Here is a 19,842-nt window from a genome sequence, read left to right on the forward strand (position 1 = left end):
GGGAAACGTGTAAATGAATGTGGAACAATGTGGACCATTCATCATTCATTCATACGTGTTTTTAGTATTTGGATTTTACACAGCGGTATGTCATTTAATCATTGGAAATGGGGGAATGGGAGATGAATGATTACCATCAGCGGCTGGCTAATCTTTTATTAGAGAAAAATCAGCAATTATCCTACGATCAGGCGATTACTTGGGTAGAACTATTATGGGATGATTTTGAAACAACCTATGCTAAAGCTGGAAAAGAGTACATGGGTAGTGAAACAACGGAAAGAATTGTAAGGCAGTGGATTGATCTTTATGGAACCAAATTACATGAGTTTGTAGCAAAAAACCCGAAATATAAGGATTTTTTAAATCAAAAACCAAAAATTCTTCATTAACAAAAAGCGATGCCTAAACAGCATCGCTTTAACATTTATTTGGATTGGATTTAAATTTCTGGGAGACTGGCTTAGTGTTTTTTGTTTTATCCAGGAAGTAGATCAAGCTTTCTCCTAAGTTTTTCTTCACTGAAAATCCAGCCTGTATACGATTTAATAATTTCAAGTTGTAAATCCAATTGGACAACCGCTACAAACGGATAGTGATCATTACTGCGATAGCGCAAATCAATAAAGCGAACCTCGTAGTAGTCATCGTATTCATCGAGTTCCCAACGATAAACTGGGGAGAACGATAAAAATGCCGATAAATTTTTATCCTTTTTGGCAGCTTCCAATATTGGAGAATCAGGGACTGGAATCCGATTAAATTGATCGAGAATATTAACCTCATTATCATGGGCTCTGCCAACAAAAAATTGGTGCTTATTCATAATTGCCAAGCGCCATTGGGTGAATCGCATCGTTGGGGCAATGATAATTTCGGTAGCATCTGGTATTATCTTTTGCACTTCATGCAAGACACGTCTTTGCGCGATGAAACGAATGATGTAATAGACGATTAAGATTCCATAAACGGTTAAGAATATATAGCCGGGATGGGAACCAAAAGCCCAAAATAATAATCCGACTACGTGAATACCAAAAATAAATGGGTCAAATGTATTGATTACTCCCAATGCCAGCCATTTTGAAGAGAATGGTCTTAAGGCTTGCGTACCATAGGCATTAAAAATGTCCACAAATACATGGAGAAACACTGCTAAAAATGTCCATAACCATAAATGCAGTAAATTTGTCTCTGGTGAAAAAAGGTAGATGACAAGTGAAATCACAATCGGCCATAATAATACTGCTGGAATAGAATGTGTAATTCCACGGTGGTTGCGAATATATACTGCATTGTTCTTGAGTTTTAATACTGTATCAATATCAGGTGCTTGCGATCCAATTAGAGTTGCTATTAGAACACTGGTTGTTGTTGCGGCACTGCCGGCGACTACTGGATCCAATGTTGCCAATCCGCCCAGAGCCAGTCCCATTACAACATGTGTACCTGTATCCAAAAGGAAAAACCTCCTCATATCCCCGTTTAGACGGTAGGATTGCCTTCAAGAATAGTGTAACAATAATTTGCTGTTTTTTACAGTAGAAGGGCTTTGAATATTTCGACATTTGCATAATAAATTTGATATTTCTTACCTAACATTTAATAGCGTATGCAACATTAATTAACTTATTACTTTTGGAGGAGAAACGTGAAAAAACAACATTTGAATAGTCTTGATCAATTTGCTATTGAAGCTTTTCAAGAAGACTTGATTGATTGGTTTAAGACTGAACAAAGAAGTCTGCCATGGCGCGAAAATCAAGATCCGTATCGAGTCTGGGTCTCAGAAATTATGCTACAGCAAACGCGAGTAGATACGGTTATTCCATACTTTAATCGTTTTATTGAACTATTTCCATCCATCGAGGCACTTGCAGAGGCCGATGATGAAAAAGTCTTAAAGGCTTGGGAAGGGTTGGGTTATTATTCGAGAGTGCGGAACCTCCACAGTGCGGTGAAGGAGGTTCAGGAACAATATAACGGCCAGGTCCCCAATACGCCCAAAGAAATTTCAAAATTGAAAGGAGTAGGTCCTTATACTGCAGGAGCGATATTAAGTATTGCTTATGGGGTGCCAGAGCCTGCAGTTGATGGCAATGTCATGCGAGTTTTATCGCGTATCCTGTTAATCTCGGAGGATATCGCCAAACCATCCTCAAGAAAAATATTTGAGACAGCTGTACGGAAATTAATTTCTCAAGACAATCCATCTTTTTTTAATCAAGCTTTGATGGAACTTGGTGCACTTATTTGTACACCCACTTCGCCATCATGCTTATTATGCCCCGTACGTGAGCATTGCCAAGCTTTTAATGATGGAGTCCAAGAAGAGCTTCCGGTGAAAACAAAAAAGAAAAAGCAACGCCTCGTTTCTTTGGTTGCAGCAATATTAACCTCTGATGACGGAAGATTTTTAATTCATAAGCGACCCAATCAGGGCCTCTTAGCCAATTTGTGGGAGTTTCTCAATGTTGAAACCCATTTATCATTTAAAAGTAACAAGCAGCACTTCCAAAAATTTATGGATGAACAATTTGGTGTTGATGTTACATTAAATGAACATATTGGCCAAATTGACCATGTGTTTACCCATTTAGAATGGAATATTCAAGTTTATCAGGGTCAAGTCCATTCAGAGGTAGACGAGACAACACACCTAAAGCTGGTTACAGATGAACAACTCAAAGACTACGCATTCCCAGTCTCCCACCAAAAAATGTACAAGCAATACCTAAATCACTAACGCGGTAAAGCATTGGGGGACAGTCCCCCAATGCTTTACCGCGTTGATCTATTGTTGATTAAGGCGGCGTTCTATTTCTTTAATGATTTGGGCATGGATAGATTGTCCTTCAACATTTAGGTATGGCACGACTTGTTGCAGTGATTTATGGTAATGGGATAGCTCGTGGTCATTCCATTCGGTCTTGGAAATCATTTGTAATTCTGTAATATCTCTCATAACTGACATTCGGAATACTCCTTCCTAAATTGATGGATTTTCGATTTAGTTTGTTCTTATCGTTGTCATCTATTCAAGGAAGAGCTAAAATAAATATAGTACCAAGTATTAGAACTAGATAGAAATGAGGAAATAGACAAATGACTCAAAAGGTAGCACTTGTAACTGGCAGTAGTAGGGGAATTGGACGAGCAACAGCGCTCCGTCTTGCCAAAGAAGGCTATGATATCGTTGTTAACTACGCTAGAAGTAAAACGGCTGCACTTGAAGTTGCTGCCGAAATTGAAGCGCTTGGACGAAAAACATTAGTTCTACGTGCTAATGTTGGTGATGTAGACAAAATTAAAGCAATGTTTGAGCAAATTGATCAAGAATTTGGTCGTTTAGATGTATTTGTTAGCAATGCTGCTTCTGGAGTTCAACGACCATTAATGGAACTAGAAGAGTCTCATTGGGATTGGACTTTGAATATCAACAGTAAAGCCTTACTTTTCTGTGCTCAGGAAGCTGCTAAGCTGATGGAGAAAAACGGTGGCGGCAGAATCGTTAGCATTAGCTCGCTTGGATCAATTCGTGCGTTGGATAATTATACTGCAGTTGGTGTTTCTAAAGCCGCTGTAGAAGCGTTAACAAGATATTTAGCGGTTGAATTTTCACCAAAAAATATTATCGTTAATGCCGTTTCAGGCGGAGCGATTGATACGGATGCTTTAAAACATTTCCCTAACCGTGAGGAAATGTTAGCTGAAGCTAAACGCAAAACTCCTGCTGGAAAAATGGTTGAAATTGAAGATATTGTCGCGACGGTAATGTTCTTATTATCTGATGAGACAGATATGATTCGTGGTCAAACCATTATCGTCGACGGTGGAATTTCGTTGTTATTATAGATTGAAGTTGATGTTTGTGGAATTAACTTTCTACCAGCTAGATTGAATAAATGGAAATATATGTTACGATTTGAACCTTTAATGCTGGTTATATTAATTAGCGTGGAGGTGATATCAATGGCTAAATTCAATCAGCCAAACAAATCAGCTGCTGGAACGAACATTCAGCAAGTTAGACAACAAAACGCTCAGTCTGCTCAAGGTGGCGCAGGGCAATTCGGTACTGAATTTGCTAGCGAAACAAATGCAGCAGAGGTAAGACGTCAAAATCAACAATCTCAATCAAACAAGTCACAAAATAGTTCTGGTCAATTCGGCCAAAGCTAATGACTAAAAAAGACACTCTTTAAAGTAAAATCTCCTACAAAAGGTACATTTTACTTTATGAAGGGTGTCTTTTTTATGTTTGAGAATAATCGACAAAACTTCATCTAAATCCACATAATAAGTCAAAGGTATTTCAAATCCAATAACGAATACATATATACTACGAAACTTACCTGGGGACGGTGGAGGAAATGAACAACTTTAACCGTTTAATTTCGGCGCAAATGAAAACAATGGAACAACTGTTGGAGATTCAGTCGGAATTAGAGCTATCACAAAAACGCGAGCAAGAACTTCTAGAACACCAAGATGTAACAACATTGGAAGAAGTGCAATCCGATATCATCACCAAGAAACAAGCATTAAGAGAAATCCATGCCATTTTTGAACAGCAAACAGAGGAAGTCATTCGGTCTTACCAGGAACTTAAACCAATTTGTTAAATTATTTAGGAATTTTAATAAAAAACACCCAAAATTTGGCCGTTGATTCCTTTTTCAATGGCTCTTTGTTTTAAATTCTGCGATTTACCGTTATAATAGTAGAAAATAGGAATAGTTCTTTGTGCCTTTTTTATTTTTGTAATAAAAATTTAATGAATATTTTGTTTAGGTTACAAAGCGTCCTGAATGAAAGTAGGGGAGATTAGTGGGCGTTCCCATCGAAGGTGAAACAGTACAAATTCATAGCTATAAACACAATGGGCACATCCATCGCGTCTGGGAACAAACAACCATTTTAAAAGGGACGCAAAATTTAGTCATTGGTGGCAATGATCGCACAATGGTAACGGAGTCAGATGGCCGAACATGGATTACACGAGAGCCAGCAATTGTGTACTTCCATTCGCAATATTGGTTTAATGTCATCGGAATGCTTCGTGAGGATGGGATTTATTATTATTGCAATATCAGTTCACCATTTATTTTTGATAATGAGGCATTAAAGTATATTGATTATGACTTGGATATTAAAGTATTTCCGGATATGACGTTTAATTTGCTCGATGAAGATGAGTACGAGCGCCATCGCAAGGAAATGAAGTATCCAGACATCATTGATCAAATCTTAAAAAGAAATGTAGATCAGCTGATACAATGGATTCGTCAAAGGAAAGGCCCTTTTGCACCTGATTTTATTGATATTTGGTATGAAAGGTATTTAACTTATCGACGATAATGGTAAAATGGATAAAGTGGGTAAGTATAAAGTTCCTGTTGATAATAATCAACAGGTTTTCTTTTGTAAAAACTAAAATGGTCTAAACTGTGCGAATAGATATATTCGCTAAACGAGTGCTTGCGCTTTTGTTCGTAGGAGGAGAGTAATCTATTGGGCAACATATTTCGATATTTACATTTTGTTAAGCCTTATAAATTTCAAATAATCGGCACTATATTTATTGGTATTTTAAAATTTGCGATTCCGTTGATTACCCCGTTAATACTCAAATATGTGCTAGATGACATTATTGGTAGCAAAATACTTTCAAACCAAGAAAAATTAGATAAATTATTTGTGCTAATGGGATTAATGATTCTCATATTTGTTGTTCTGCGTCCACCGATAGAATATTACCGGCAGTATTTTGCCCAGTGGACAGCAAATCGGATTTTATATGATATCCGTGACCGTCTGTTCAATCATATCCAAAAGCTAAGCTTCAAATACTATGCAAATACGAGATCTGGTGAAATTATCTCCAGAGTTATAAATGATGTTGAGCAGACGAAAACGTTCGTAATATCTGGTTTGATGAACATCTGGCTCGATGTTGCGACGATTGTAATTGCTATTGTCATTATGTTTTCGATGGATGCCTCATTGACGTTGGTTTCACTGATTTTGTTCCCGTTTTACGCGTTTTCCGTTCGTTACTTTTTCGGGAACCTCAGAATATTAACGAGAACCCGTTCGCAAGCTCTAGCTGAAGTCCAAAGCTACTTACATGAGCGTGTGCAAGGAATGCCAGTCATTAAAAGCTTTGCAATAGAGGATTTTGAACAAACCCAATTTGATAAGCAAAATCGAAATTTTTTAACGAAAGCAATTGACCATACTCGCTGGAATGCTAAATCGTTTGCAGTTGTGAATACTATCACCGATGTAGCTCCATTAATCGTAATTGGCTACTCCGCTTATTTAGTGATTCAGGATGATTTAAGCTTAGGTTCAATGGTCGCCTTTATTTCATATATAGAAAAGTTATACAGTCCATTAAGAAGATTAGTCAACTCTTCAACGACAATAACACAATCAATTGCCTCAATGGACCGTGTGTTTGAATTTATGGATGAAAAGTATGATATTCAAGATTCTGATGATGCAATTGAATGTAAAAACGTCCAAGGGGACATTGTTTTTGATAATGTTACATTTGCCTATAATGAAAATGAAGAGCCTGTACTGAAAAACATTTCTCTTCATGTTAGACAGGGAGAAACGATTGCCCTTGTTGGGATGAGTGGGGGCGGAAAAAGCTCTTTAGTTAGTTTAATTCCCCGTTTTTATGATGTCACAAAGGGGAAGATCCTTCTCGATGGAGTTGATACTACATCGTTCAAGGTTCGCTCTTTAAGGGATAAAATTGGTATGGTGCTCCAGGATAACATCCTATTTAGCGAATCTGTTATGACGAATATTTTGCTTGGTAAGCCAACAGCGACGGAAGAGGAAGTCATTACAGCAGCTAAAGCAGCCAATGCCCATCAATTTATTATGAACCTCCCTGAAGGCTATCAAACAAAGGTTGGCGAACGAGGTGTGAAGCTTTCAGGTGGGCAAAAGCAGCGTATCGCTATCGCCAGAGTCTTCTTGAAGAATCCACCGATTCTTGTCCTTGATGAAGCAACATCGGCATTAGATTTGGAAAGTGAGCATCTGATTCAGGAAGCGTTAGACAAACTTGCAAGAGAAAGAACCACATTTGTTGTGGCACATCGCTTATCGACGATTACACACGCCGATCGTATCGTCTTAATCGAACACGGTGAAATTGTTGAGATTGGCAGCCATGAAGCATTAATGGAGAAAAAAGGCGGATATTATCGCCTGTTTCAGGTCCAACAACTCGAACCAAAACAAAGCATCGAGACCCAAACCAGTTTATAATCGGTTTGGGCTTTTTGTTGTATAATCCCTATTTTTTACAATCATATTTTACTCTGTCCAAGATAACTCTATAGAATGTTACGAGATATTTTTGAAAGGGGTCTACAATACATGCAATCACAAACAACGATGCAAACTCCTCCCGATGCTATTACGACAAAGGATCTCTCTTACATTAAGGATGCATTATCATGGGAACTGCTTGCGTTTAAGAAGTTCCACTTTTTAGCGGGGCAGGTACAAGATCAAGAAATTCAACAAGCATTAGAGAAGGTTGGGCAAATACATCAGCAGCATTATCAAAAACTATTGACGCATTTACAAGTTAATAATCAAAGTGTATTGGCAAATATGCCTGGTGGACAACAACTTCAATAAAAGAGTGGGGGATTTATCGTATGCAAAATCAAAATCAAATTGCTAATCAACAAACTGGGCAATTACCACAAGTTAAAGGCCCGGAAATGAACGATCGGGATTATATAAATGATGGCTTAAGTACATGTAAATATATAACGGACAGCTTAAACAGTGCGGTTCGTGAAGCGAGTCATACACAGTTGCATGCTGATTTCTTACAAATGTTAACTGAAACTCATCAATGTTCTCGAGATTTGTTTAATGTAATGTTCCAAAAAGGCTGGTACAAGCTTGAAGCAGCAGAGCAGCAGAAAATTGACCAGGCCTACCAGCAATTCAACGGATATTCTTCACAATATCCATACTAAAAAACAGTGGCTGAACTTCTCAGCCACTGTTTTATTTCTGAATGACGATATTTTTGTTGTCATGGAACGATTGGAAGCTAGTTATTAACATTTCTAAATGCTCAATTTGTTCCCGGTATTCAATAATCGCAGAAATAACTTGCATTGAATGGAACTGGATTGGCGAATGCGAATCACCAAAAGCTTGTTGCTGTGTTAAAAATAAATCGAATAATTCCTGATTGCTCATACATTGCTCTTGATTGTCAAGTGCAGCATTCGGTTTAATTTTACCGATAAATAACAAAAGCATTTGTTCATGATGATTGATGAGGCAGTCAAGCTGAGTCTGAACAGCTAGTTGGAAATCTAACGGCAATTGCTGCAGTTCATGTTCATAGCGATGCAATCGCTTGAGCACCTCTAAGGCGCGTTTTGCGGTTGCTACCATTTGCCGATATACAACAAGCTTTCGGGATTTCACCAGATTAATTTTCTTGAAATAATTGCGTTCTTCCATGTACATCAAAAATAATTGATCAACTTTTAGCATTGAATCTTTTATTTTACTAATATCATGCTTTAAAAGGCGATGCTCTGAGGCATGGCGAATGCTGTAGCGAATCCAGCGAATGATTTCTTCGGTTACCTCGGTCACCTTGCTATAAAGTTTATTTTCGTATTTAGGTGGAATAAACAGCAGATTGACAATAAAAGCGGAAAGAACTCCAAGCATAATGGTCGAAAAGCGAATAATGCCAAACTGAATAAATTCATCTCCTGGAGTTTCCATGATGGCAATTAATGTTACCAATGACAGTCCAATTGTATTTTCAATTTTTAGCTTTAGGTTAATTGTGATGACAATGATTGCTGCCAGACCAATTATGATAACGTGGTTTCCGAACAGCAACACAAATGATATGGCAAGGATTGCTCCGATTAGGTTGCCTTGAATTTGCTCAACGATGGATAAATATGAGCGGTAAATAGTTGGTTGTATAGCAAAAATTGCCGCAATACCAGCAAAAATAGGTGAAGGCAGTTGTAATAATTCTGATAGTAAAAGTGCAAGGATAATGGCGATTCCCGTTTTGAAGATGCGGGCTCCGAGCTTCATAAAATATTCCTTTCTATCCACATTTTTGTATGAGAATGCAAAGTTGATTGTTTGCTCTCGATAATTAATAGCATAGAGTGTTTCTCAACTATAAAAAGCAAAACCAATATTGTACTATACAATGTTTACTACACAAGTTCAAGAGATATTTTATGAAAAAAATCGCCTGCAATATTTGCAGACGATTTTAAGTTTAAATTAAATTAATAAAAGCTTTGAATATAGTTTTGTGTCTAGCTTCAGGCGCCATCGGCTCGAGGTCACAAGCGTGTCTAGCTACAGCGGCTAGGAGCTCGGGTCATAAGCCAACTCACTCCAGAGACTAACGTCTCTTGCGTGATTCGTCTTATGCCTGCCGCTCCTGGGCCAGCCGCTTCCGCTTTTCGAACAATCCGTCCAGAAGGTAAAAATCAACCTTCTAGCCGTCTCGTCTTGTGCTTGTCGCCGATAAACGGGCGCCTTCCGCTTTTCAAATCACTCAGTTGATACAGACGGGTCAGCTTGTTCTTTTACAGGGACTACTTGAACAAAATATTTTTCAGGATTTACAAGTAGCTGCGCTAAACTTTCAGACTCTTCTGTTTGCCCTTGTGATTTAAGTGCTTCTACGTATACACCTAGCAATTCGTTAATATCAGCTTTTCCTTTTTCGGTAAGTGGTGTTACGTTAACTTTAGCACCTTTAGCAATTCTGCGAGCAATTGCATCTTTTGTTAAGCCCATTTCCGGCTGATGACGGAGGTAAATGACACCACCGGTCATACCAGCGCAAATCCATGGTCCTGGGTCACCGAGAACGAGGCCTCTTCCGTTGGTCATGTACTCAAAGGCAAATCCTTTAATATTAGCATTCGTACCGATATTACCAGTTTCATTTTCAGGAATCGGTTGTTTTAATTGACCACCAATAATGATATCGGCACCAGATAAACGTATTCCAGCACGAGCGTCTGCATCGCCTTGAGCTACTAGCAGGCCTTTTTGTGCGCCATAGCCGAAGCCTTTACCTACGGAACCATTGTAGAATTTCCCATCATTTCCTTTTGATTTAAATACTTGAATACTGCCGCCAAACGACGTTTTACCGATACCGTCTTGGGCGCCCCCACTAATTTCAATATTGATTCCGTCACAGTTGTAAGCACCTAAGCCATTACCTGGAATAGAACCTTTATATTTTAAATTAACAGGTGGTAAATCATGATATGAACCATCTAAACGACCACGTACACGATGGCAGGAGACACGACTACCAAGGACGCGCTGCTCGGAATTGACTGATTTAAATTCACGGGAATGATGGAGGTCAGCAACAACTGAATCCAAATATTCCGCACCAACAGCAACCTGGAGCTGTGAAGATTCAAAGGAAGCAACAGCTTCTTTTGCACTTAATGGACTTATATCCAATGCCTTTAATAGATAAGTTAAGTCTAACTGACCAGTTCCGTGTGTTTGTTCAAGTAAATCAGAACGACCAACAGCATCTTGAAGATTCTTAATACCAATTGAAGCTGCCAAATGTTTCAATTCTGAGCCAAAAGCGGTAAATAGATTGACAATACTTTGTACTGCCAGTTCTGATTGTCTTGGAACGAAACGACGTAAGCCATGGGATTTTGCTTGAGCTTCAGATTCAATTTGTGTCGCAATTCCGACGTGACATGTATCTAAATGACAACCACGGCATGTTGTACAACCAATTGCAACCATGGATAGGGTGCCAAAACCAATTCGGTTTGCACCAAGCAGCATGACTTTAAGGACATCCTTAGCACTCTTGATTCCACCATCAGCCCATAATTCTACATGATGTCGTAAGCCTGCTTCTAAAAGAGCGTTATGTGCCGCTTTTACACCAATTTCCACTGGCAGACCAACGTGCTGAATCGCGTGAATTCTTGCCGCTCCAGTACCGCCATCAAAGCCGCTTAGGGTAATAATATCGGCGCCAGCTTTAGCGATACCAACGGCAATCGTACCGATGTTAGGTACGATAGGGACCTTAACTGCGACCTTGGCTTTATCGTTCGCTGTTTTTAATTCATGTATCATCTGAGCCAAATCTTCAATTGAGTAAATATCATGGTTATTTGATGGTGAAATTAAATCCGAACCGATTGTTGCATTTCGCGCTTCAGCAATTTTAGCCGTAACCTTAGAGCCTGGTAAATGTCCGCCTTCACCTGGTTTAGCACCTTGACCAATCTTAATTTCAAGTAAATTTGATGAGTTCAATAGTTCAGCGTTAACCCCGAATCTCCCTGAAGCAACCTGTTGACCGCGTGTTTTCGGATATTTGCCAAGCATATCCTTAATTTCGCCGCCTTCACCATTTAGGCTGACCATATTTAGTCGGTTGGCTCCTTCAGCATAAGCCCGGAAGGCAATTTCATTTTGTGATCCAAACGACATCGAAGCAATCACGAATGGTAAATCATGCTCGCCAACGCGAAGATCTACCTCTTCAGAAGTTCCGATTGGATTTGCCTTTTTAAAATCAATTAAGTGACGGATGGTTACAGGATTTTGAACTTCTTGTTCAGAAATTTTATCACGGTAGACATCGTAACTGCCTGTAGCAGCCATTTCACCAATTGCTTTCCAAATTCTTGGGAAAAGATTAAACGTTTTACCAATTCGTTCGTTTTCATTATGATAATCAATTGCCCGAAGTAGTGAATCTTCTTTTAGTGTCTCAAAATTGTAGACTAGATTCTTCGAACCAAAGAAGTTAGTAATATTAAGTGTTTCAGCAATTTCTTGATTCAATCCAATTGCTGAGAATAAGCGTCCATAACCTCGTAATTCATGAATACCAATCGTGGAGATGACTTTTTCAACACCTTTAGTAAGAGCACTGTATAGATTTTTAACAGTTTTTAATGAGTCATCGACAACTGTTGTGAACATATAATACGGGCTAATACAATCTGCACCTAAACCGAAAGCGATCATGACATCATGAAGATTACGGATTGCAGCCGAGCGAAGTAAAATAGAGCAATCTCTGCGTACACCCGCTTTTACTAGCCCTTGATCGATTGCTGAAGTGACAAGATGTGGGTCAATCCAGTATGAATCTTGTTGATGTGCATCGGCATCATCGAGAATTAATAAGGTTTTACCTGATTTTACGGCTTCGATAGCAGTATCGGTTAAGCGAGTTAACGCATCTTGGATATTTTCATTTGCAGTAAAGGTTGTTGGTAAATATGAAACTAATTTATTCGTTTGAAAGATGTGAACTAATTGATCAAAACTAGGTTGCTCAATTTCAGCCGAACAATCATAGCCAATTTTTCCTTCAATTAATAGCGGTGTTGTAAGCTCAACGACGACACCCGCTTCTCCCTTTGAAAAGAGTGCAGGACGCTTTCCAATAATGGTACGGGTTGAGAAATGTTCAGTTTCTCGGTCTCGGTCAATGGCAGGATTGGTAACAACTGCAACACTTTCTTTGATAAAATCGGGAATATTTCTGCGCTCTAAATTCAAGCTGGCAAGTGGTGCATCATGACCAAGAGAACGGATAGGTTCAACACCTTTTTCTGCCATTTGCTCAACTAATTGAATATGATCTCGTTCCCATCCAAAAGCTTTATATTGCCCATTTGTAATTTTCGTTGGGTAGTTAATTGTAATCGTCTTTTCCGTTTTTGGTGGATGAATTCTTTTTCCAGCATCCTTAAATTCAATTCTAGAAGTAAAGCGTTCGTATACTTCCTCCTGATATTCTTTCATGAAATAGGTCTTTAAGTTATCGCCATTCCATTTAAAGCCAACCTTTTCGCCAGGTGCAAGAGGCTTTGGATCATTCATATATTCTGTTGTTGCGATAATACCAGGCTCTGAAGCGAATAGGAATGATTTTTCAGTTTCCAACATCCATAGTGGTCTTAGACCAAGGGCATCAACACTAAATACGGCTTCATCTGCAAAACGGGAAACTATACCTGCAGGCCCTTGTGCGAAATGACCCCATGCCTCACGAATATAAGTATATAGGTCTTTTAAATGCCCAGGGAAAGCCTTGATTTCATTAATGATTGGTGGAAATAAAACATCCATTGTCTCAAACAAAGAGTAGCCATCACGGCAAATAAATGTCTCAATGATTCTGCTCAAATCTTGAGAGTCACTGCCATCTTTTACTAATGGAACTTGAATCATTCTTGCTTCATCACGTAATTTGGCAATCGTGTTGATTTCACCGTTATGCCCTAGTACTGCAAATGGTTGAACTCTGAAAAAACTAGATAATGTATTGGTTGAATATCGGTTATGCCCTAATGTAATCGTTGATGCGACACTTGGGCTAGCGAGGTCGTCGTAATATTTAGGGAGTATATCGCCTGCGCCCATTACTTTATATACAGCAATGTATTGACTTAAAGAGGCAACATGAACCGCTTCATTTTTTTCGAATTCAACGGTCATTTCAAACAGCTTTTGTGATAATTCCTTTCCGGATACAGGGGCAAGGCAAGCGAATTGCCAAAAGACAGGATTTTCTTGAATAGCGATTGGACCGAGTGCGCTAGAATCTGTGACTTGGTCTGATTGAAAAACTATTTCAAAGCCATGTTTTGATAGCTTTTTTTGCAGTGTTTGAATGATTTCCTTTGGTCCGGCATTTTTGGTAATAAAAATGTGGCCAACAACAAAATTGTCGCGGTCTGTTACGCTTGAATCAGCACCTGTGTTTGCAATCTTTTCCTTCCATAACTGGCGAGGGATATCAATATGAATCCCGACTCCATCACCCTCACCATTAATAAAGCCAGCGCGGTGATTCATCAGTACTAGGGCATCAATACAATGAAAGATATTTTCCCTAGTAGGTATTTTTTTCTTTTCTAGACTTGCCACGATTCCACAAGCATCGTGCTCTTGCTTACGGAAATCACTAAATAGAGAAGGGCTCCATTTTTGATTCATATTTCTCGGCTTTATTAAAGGAATACCTTACAAAGCCGTTTCACCTCCTAATATCGATATTTGTGTAAATAAACTAAAAAAAGCTTGGAATTATCGAAAAAAGATATGAATTTCCAAGCATTGATTAAAGAATTGTAATATTAACACAATGGTATTTTAATATTATCATAGGAATTTTCAGAAATCAATTAATCGTGCATATGAATGAATGGTATTTATAGTGGTAATTTTAAGAAATTTTGGTAACCGGAAATGTACATTCTGCAAGGTTTAATAAGAAAACCAGAAGATTTACATTTCTTCTGGTTTGTTTTGGTGTATTGTATAATTATTCATTTTTAAGCATGAAAAATGCATGATTTACGGCATTGATGGTAGCTTCGACATCTTCTTTTGTATGGGCAATGGTGAGGAACCATGCTTCATATTTGGAAGGAGCAAGGTTAATTCCTTGGTGAAGCATTAATTTGAAGAATTTCCCAAACGTTTCGCCATCCGTATTTTCAGCTTGTTTGTAGTTTTCAATTTTTTCGTTTGTAAAATAAACCGTTAATGCACCCTTTAAACGGTTGATGGTAATCGGGATTTGATGTTCGTTTGCCGCAGCTAAAATGCCTTCTTCAAGCACTGCACCTAATTCGTCAAGATAATCATATACACCTTTTTGCTGGAGCACTTCAAGACAAGCAATACCTGCTAAAATTGATGCTGGATTACCTGCCATCGTTCCAGCTTGATATGCTGGACCAAGTGGAGCGACCTTTTCCATAATATCTGCTCGACCACCATACGCGCCAATCGGTAAACCGCCACCAATAATCTTTCCAAGTGCGGTTAAATCTGGTTTAATTCCGAGTAGATCCTGAGCGCCACCGTACATAAAGCGGAACGCAGTAATGACTTCGTCGTAAATCACTAGAGCTCCAGCTGCGTGTGTTAAATCGTTAACTGCTTGTAGGAAGCCTGGTTTTGGCTCAACAATTCCAAAGTTGCCGACAATCGGTTCAACTAAAACGCCAGCGACTTGATCGCCCCATTTGTCAAGCGCCTCCTTGTAGGCGTCAACATCGTTATATGGTACGGTAATCACTTCTTGGGCGATGCTTTTTGGTACACCTGCAGAATCTGGAGTACCTAAGGTTGATGGACCAGAGCCGGCAGCCACAAGGACTAGATCTGAATGACCGTGATAACAACCGGCAAATTTAATGATTTTATCTCGACCGGTATAGGCACGGGCCACACGAATTGTCGTCATAACTGCTTCGGTTCCTGAATTAACGAAACGAACTTTATCAAGGGACGGAATTGCTTCTTTTAACATTTTTGCAAACTTAACTTCGTGCGGTGTTGGCGTGCCGAACAAAACTCCTGTTTCCGCTGCTTTTTTTATCGCTTCAGTAATATGTGGGTGAGCATGTCCGGTAATAATTGGACCGTATGCGGCTAAATAATCGATATATTGATTGCCGTCAACATCATAGAAGTATGCCCCTTGGCTTCTTTCCATGACAACCGGTGCGCCACCACCTACTGCTTTGAAGGAACGTGAGGGACTGTTCACTCCACCGACGATGTGTTGCAGTGCTTCATTATGTATTCTTTCTGAGTTGATAAAATTCATGATTTTTCCTCCTTAATTCTCTTTATCCTAAGTGTTTGGGACAAAGTATATATAGATGAAGTCTTAAAGTCGATCAGCATTATCATTTTATCAGAAAATGTCTTGATAAGGTGATTTTTCCAATTGACAGCCTTTCTTAAAAAATTGAATCATGTTTGTTGAGTTCATTACGATGGTTCGATAAACTATTAATTTAGGGCTGCCGCAAACGATGTTGGAGGAGAATAATATGAAGGATGCAATCGTAGTAAACAATTTAAGAAAAGAATTTAAGGCGTATTCAAGTAGGGCTGGTTTAAAGGGTGCCTTTCGCGATTTGTTTACGCGAAACTATAAAGTAGTTCCTGCAGTAAACGATATTAATTTTACAATTAAACAAGGGGAAATGGTTGGCTATATAGGTGAGAACGGCGCTGGTAAATCGACGACGATTAAAATGCTCACAGGTATTCTTACACCAACTGCGGGTCAAGTCATGGTTAATGGGATGAATCCTCATAAGGAAAGAGAACGATTCGTGCAAACCATCGGTGTTGTTTTTGGGCAACGCTCGCAGCTATGGTGGGACATCGCAGTACAAGAATCGTTTCGCCTTCTGAAAAAAGTCTATAAGGTTTCTGATGCCCAGTATAACGATCATATGGACCATGTCATTAAGACGTTGGATATTGAACCATTATTGGATAAACCTGTCCGCAAGCTATCTTTAGGTCAACGGATGCGCTGTGAACTTGCTGCTGCACTGATACACAATCCACCATTATTATTTCTGGATGAACCAACGATTGGGCTTGATGTCCTGGTGAAATTGAAGATTCGTGAATTTCTTAAGGAAATAAACCAAAAGTATAATACGACTGTGCTACTAACAACTCATGATTTATCTGATATTGAAGCTTTATGTGAACGGGTCATAATGCTTGATGATGGAAAAATCATTTATGATGGTGCACTTGCCAGTTTGAAAGAAAAATGGGGCGATGGGAAGGACCTTCAATTTCAGTTTTTACAACAGGTAGAACTGTGCGATCTGCAAAAATTAACGAGCCATTATCCATTAAGTTGGGAAGTCGACCAAGACAATCAAACCTTTACTGTGCATATTGAAAACGATAATGATGAATTGATTTCCAATCTCATTGCCAAGATCGTTACAACATATAAAGTGAAAGATTTGAAAATCAATGAATTATCAACAGAAGAAATTGTCCGCAATATCTATGAAAAAGGCACAGCATAAGGGAGGCAATACGAATGAATAAGTATATGGAAATGATTCGGATTCGCTTCCTGATGATGCTCGCTTATCGGACTAACTACTACACAGGAATTCTGATTTATAGTATTAATATCGGAGCCTGTTACTTCCTATGGAACGGCATCTATGGCGATAAAGCGGAAATTGAAGGATTAACGGTCGCACAAATGACGACCTATATCGCAGTTGCGTGGATGGCGCGGGCTTTTTATTTTAATAATCTTGATCGAGAAATGGCGATGGAGATTATGGAAGGAAGAGTCGCAGTTGAATTAATCCGTCCATACAGTTATTTAGGCATGAAGGTGATGCAAGGCTTAGGAGAAGGGATTTTCCGTTTGTTCTTTTTCTCGTTGCCTGGAATGGTAATTGTTGCGCTTGTTTTTCAGTTGAATTTTTCAATTACACCTGGTGCACTATTATTGTTTTTTATCTCGATTTTATTTAGCTTTTTTATTAATACACAAATTAATCTACTAACAGGTCTTGCCACGTTCTTTCTATATAATAATAGTGGTCTTATTCGAGCGAAACGGGTTGTCATTGATTTATTTTCAGGCTTGCTCTTGCCAATCAGCTTCTTTCCGGATTGGGCTCAAAGTATTATGAATTACCTGCCGTTTCAAGGGATTAGCTATTATCCGAGCATGATTTTTACTGGCGGTTTTTCCCATCAACAAGCAATTGAAGCTATATTTTCGCAAGCTGTTTGGGTTGGAGTATTACTCATTCCAATTTACTTTCTTTGGAACCTAGCCAAAAAGCAGCTGATTATTCAAGGAGGGTGACAGTCGAATGTTCTACGTAAAAATCTTTTTTCAATATGTCGCCCAATATTTAAAAACAAGATTGGAATATCGCTCCAACCTTATCGTTGAAATTGTCACTGATTTATTACAACAGGCAGTTAACTTCGTGTTTATTTTAATCGTGTTCGGGCATACACAACTATTAGCAGGGTGGAGCCGAGAAGAAATTATTTTCATATATGGCTTTTTTCTTGTGCCATGGGCATTATTCTCGTCATTTTTTAACATTTGGGACTTTAATGAACGGTACATTGTCAAAGGTGAATTAGACCGGATTTTAACTAGGCCGATTCACAGCCTGTTTCAAATTATCCTTGAGAGGATGGAACTGGAGTCACTGTTCGGCGGTATTACCGGGATAGCGGTAATGATGTATGCAGGGATGCGGCTTAATATAGAGTTGCACTGGTTCGATCCGCTCTTGTTTGTAATTTTCGTGTTGGGTGGCGTTTTCGTTTATGCAGGTATTTTTATATTGATTGCCTGTATTAGCTTTTGGTCAGATTCGCAAACTTCAATTATGCCGATGATGTACAATATTAGCAATTATGGTCGTTACCCTGTGGATATCTATAATAAGGTGATTCGTTTCGTATTAACGTGGATTTTGCCGTTTGCGTTTGTTGGTGTTTATCCCGCATCGTTTTTCTTGGGCAAAAGTCAATGGTATACTTACGCCTATATTACTCCGCTAATTGGCATCATCTTTTTTGCAATCTCCGTTATGGTGTGGAATGAAGGGGTTAAACGGTACTGTGGTGCAGGTAATTAAATTTGTAAAATAAGACAAGCTAGCATATAGAAAGGTCATGGTGCGTATTCTTTATTAGTGAGATAAGGGAGCGAAATCCATGGCCTTTTATGTATTATTTGTCTGCGTCATCTTTTGTATATTAATGAGTCTAAGAGTGTTATTTTTGCCACGTTCAGTTCGCAGTAATCCTGTATCATTAGAGAACTTTTTTATGCTGGCGATGCTGTATGCTACGATCATGATTGGTTTTGGACTGTTATACATGATGCTTGAAATGAAGGGTTTCCAAATTATCGTCGATGGAAGTGAAATGGATCATATTAGCTTTTTTACTCAGCTTAAGACATATATTTATTTTAGCGGAATGACATTGTTCTCTGTTGGTTATGGTGATATTACCCCAATTGGAATTGGAAGATTAATTGCAATCAATGAAGCGTTGATTGGCCATACCATTGCCGCGGCATTTGTGGCACGGGCAGTTTTTGATCGAGAGTAGCCAAGTCGTTTAATTGTATTTTCTGGGAAAATCGGCTAGGCTTAACATAGTAGTTTTGGATGTAGGGAGGATTTTTTATGGCAATAGAAGTAGGCGTAGCAGCGCCGGAATTTGAACTACCCTCTAGTGAAGGGAAACAAGTAAAATTATCAGACTTCCGCGGGAGTAATGTTGTGCTTTATTTTTACCCAAAGGATATGACACCTGGATGTACGACTGAAGCATGTGATTTTCGGGATTATCATCATCAATTTCAGGAAGTAAACGCAGTGATTCTTGGTGTGAGTCCTGACCCGCTGAAACGTCATGAAACATTCATTGCAAAGCATGGGTTACCTTTCCAGTTATTGGCTGATGAAGCGCATGAAGTAGCTGAAAGCTATGGAGTGTGGACGCTTAAGAAAAACTTTGGTAAAGAATATATGGGAATAGAGCGGTCAACGTTTGTCATCGATAAGAATGGTGTCCTTGTAAAGGAATGGCGAAAGGTCAAAGTAAAAGGGCATGTTGAGGAAGCGCTCCAGTTTATTAAAGAAAATCTCTAAAAGGCTGGCTCCTATTTATCCGCTTGATAGCGCCAAATGTACCCTTTCGCGGTAATTAAAACCTTTTTATAAGGCAAGCCTATTTTTTTTAAGAAAGGCTTTTGTCCAATTCTTTTTATCTATATGTGAATACATTATATTAGGGCATACCTCCTCAGATGTTCTTTAGCGAATCTAGATGATTCGCTTTTTTTTGTGTGCCAGGCATGGCAACTATCTAGGTGGTGAAAGTCCGCTGTGGGGGTACACATCAACCAACCACTAAGGAAGCGCAAGGTACTTATTGTGAGAT

Annotated in this window: 19 protein-coding genes; 14 read left to right on the forward strand and 5 right to left on the reverse strand. The window is 38.9% G+C overall.

Annotation, left to right across the window (positions count from 1 at the left end):
* Positions 1–122 precede the first annotated feature (122 nt).
* On the forward strand, positions 123–392 hold the full coding sequence (locus HHO41_RS13855) for a YfhJ family protein (RefSeq protein ID WP_169099609.1): 270 nt from the start codon (positions 123–125) through the stop codon (positions 390–392).
* A gap of 86 nt (positions 393–478) precedes the next feature.
* Here the strand turns inward: HHO41_RS13855 and HHO41_RS13860 are convergent, their stop codons facing one another.
* A complete protein-coding gene (locus HHO41_RS13860; protein WP_169099611.1) occupies positions 479–1,459 on the reverse strand; it encodes a metal-dependent hydrolase in 981 nt (326 codons plus the stop codon).
* Between the two features lie 192 nt (positions 1,460–1,651).
* Between HHO41_RS13860 and mutY the strand changes: the two genes are divergently transcribed.
* On the forward strand, positions 1,652–2,746 hold the full coding sequence (mutY, locus tag HHO41_RS13865) for an A/G-specific adenine glycosylase (RefSeq protein WP_169099613.1): 1,095 nt from the start codon (positions 1,652–1,654) through the stop codon (positions 2,744–2,746).
* Between the two features lie 48 nt (positions 2,747–2,794).
* Here the strand turns inward: mutY and HHO41_RS13870 are convergent, their stop codons facing one another.
* Entirely contained in the window at positions 2,795–2,974 is a 180-nt protein-coding gene (locus HHO41_RS13870; RefSeq protein WP_169099615.1) for a hypothetical protein, read from the reverse strand.
* A 131-nt stretch (positions 2,975–3,105) separates the two neighbouring features.
* Here HHO41_RS13870 and fabL point away from each other — a divergent pair, with 131 nt between their 5' ends.
* The 7 genes from fabL to HHO41_RS13905 all read left to right on the forward strand — a co-directional run bounded on the left by fabL (position 3,106) and on the right by HHO41_RS13905 (position 8,021).
* Complete coding sequence (gene fabL, locus HHO41_RS13875; RefSeq protein WP_169099617.1) at positions 3,106–3,855, forward strand: enoyl-[acyl-carrier-protein] reductase FabL; 750 nt, start codon at positions 3,106–3,108, stop codon at positions 3,853–3,855.
* A gap of 117 nt (positions 3,856–3,972) precedes the next feature.
* Complete coding sequence (locus HHO41_RS13880) at positions 3,973–4,182, forward strand: gamma-type small acid-soluble spore protein (protein ID WP_169099619.1); 210 nt, start codon at positions 3,973–3,975, stop codon at positions 4,180–4,182.
* A 191-nt stretch (positions 4,183–4,373) separates the two neighbouring features.
* The gene (locus HHO41_RS13885; RefSeq protein WP_169099621.1) at positions 4,374–4,625 is read left to right on the forward strand and encodes a YgaB family protein; all 252 of its coding nucleotides are present in this window, start codon (positions 4,374–4,376) and stop codon (positions 4,623–4,625) included.
* A gap of 205 nt (positions 4,626–4,830) precedes the next feature.
* A complete protein-coding gene (gene ntdP, locus HHO41_RS13890) occupies positions 4,831–5,361 on the forward strand; it encodes a nucleoside tri-diphosphate phosphatase (protein ID WP_147535588.1) in 531 nt (176 codons plus the stop codon).
* A 153-nt stretch (positions 5,362–5,514) separates the two neighbouring features.
* A complete protein-coding gene (locus tag HHO41_RS13895; protein ID WP_169099623.1) occupies positions 5,515–7,293 on the forward strand; it encodes an ABC transporter ATP-binding protein in 1,779 nt (592 codons plus the stop codon).
* A gap of 111 nt (positions 7,294–7,404) precedes the next feature.
* Positions 7,405–7,671, forward strand: coding sequence for a ferritin-like domain-containing protein (locus HHO41_RS13900; RefSeq protein ID WP_169099625.1), 267 nt, complete (start codon positions 7,405–7,407; stop codon positions 7,669–7,671).
* Positions 7,672–7,691: 20 nt separating this feature from the next.
* On the forward strand, positions 7,692–8,021 hold the full coding sequence (locus HHO41_RS13905) for a spore coat protein (RefSeq protein ID WP_169099627.1): 330 nt from the start codon (positions 7,692–7,694) through the stop codon (positions 8,019–8,021).
* A gap of 31 nt (positions 8,022–8,052) precedes the next feature.
* Here the strand turns inward: HHO41_RS13905 and HHO41_RS13910 are convergent, their stop codons facing one another.
* The 3 genes from HHO41_RS13910 to HHO41_RS13920 all read right to left on the reverse strand — a co-directional run bounded on the left by HHO41_RS13910 (position 8,053) and on the right by HHO41_RS13920 (position 15,685).
* Positions 8,053–9,120 carry an FUSC family protein gene (locus tag HHO41_RS13910; RefSeq protein ID WP_169099629.1) on the reverse strand — a complete coding sequence of 356 codons (1,068 nt, stop codon included), beginning with the start codon at positions 9,118–9,120 and terminating at the stop codon, positions 8,053–8,055.
* 474 nt (positions 9,121–9,594) lie between these two features.
* The gene (locus HHO41_RS13915) at positions 9,595–14,061 is read right to left on the reverse strand and encodes a glutamate synthase-related protein (protein ID WP_169099631.1); all 4,467 of its coding nucleotides are present in this window, start codon (positions 14,059–14,061) and stop codon (positions 9,595–9,597) included.
* A 328-nt stretch (positions 14,062–14,389) separates the two neighbouring features.
* Positions 14,390–15,685 carry a glutamate-1-semialdehyde 2,1-aminomutase gene (locus HHO41_RS13920; RefSeq protein WP_169099633.1) on the reverse strand — a complete coding sequence of 432 codons (1,296 nt, stop codon included), beginning with the start codon at positions 15,683–15,685 and terminating at the stop codon, positions 14,390–14,392.
* 229 nt (positions 15,686–15,914) lie between these two features.
* Here HHO41_RS13920 and HHO41_RS13925 point away from each other — a divergent pair, with 229 nt between their 5' ends.
* The 5 genes from HHO41_RS13925 (at position 15,915) to bcp (ending at position 19,550) form a co-directional block, all read left to right on the forward strand.
* On the forward strand, positions 15,915–16,925 hold the full coding sequence (locus tag HHO41_RS13925) for an ABC transporter ATP-binding protein (RefSeq protein ID WP_169099636.1): 1,011 nt from the start codon (positions 15,915–15,917) through the stop codon (positions 16,923–16,925).
* Between the two features lie 14 nt (positions 16,926–16,939).
* Positions 16,940–17,731 carry an ABC transporter permease gene (locus tag HHO41_RS13930; protein ID WP_169099638.1) on the forward strand — a complete coding sequence of 264 codons (792 nt, stop codon included), beginning with the start codon at positions 16,940–16,942 and terminating at the stop codon, positions 17,729–17,731.
* A gap of 7 nt (positions 17,732–17,738) precedes the next feature.
* Entirely contained in the window at positions 17,739–18,524 is a 786-nt protein-coding gene (locus tag HHO41_RS13935) for an ABC transporter permease (RefSeq protein WP_169099640.1), read from the forward strand.
* Positions 18,525–18,603: 79 nt separating this feature from the next.
* Positions 18,604–19,005: a two pore domain potassium channel family protein gene (locus tag HHO41_RS13940; RefSeq protein ID WP_169099642.1), complete on the forward strand. Its 402-nt coding sequence runs from the start codon at positions 18,604–18,606 to the stop codon at positions 19,003–19,005.
* Positions 19,006–19,082: 77 nt separating this feature from the next.
* Complete coding sequence (gene bcp / locus HHO41_RS13945) at positions 19,083–19,550, forward strand: thioredoxin-dependent thiol peroxidase (protein ID WP_169099644.1); 468 nt, start codon at positions 19,083–19,085, stop codon at positions 19,548–19,550.
* Positions 19,551–19,842: the final 292 nt, after the last annotated feature.

This window comes from Bacillus sp. DNRA2 (assembly GCF_012843265.1).
GTDB lineage: Bacteria > Bacillota > Bacilli > Bacillales > Cytobacillaceae > Bacillus_BU.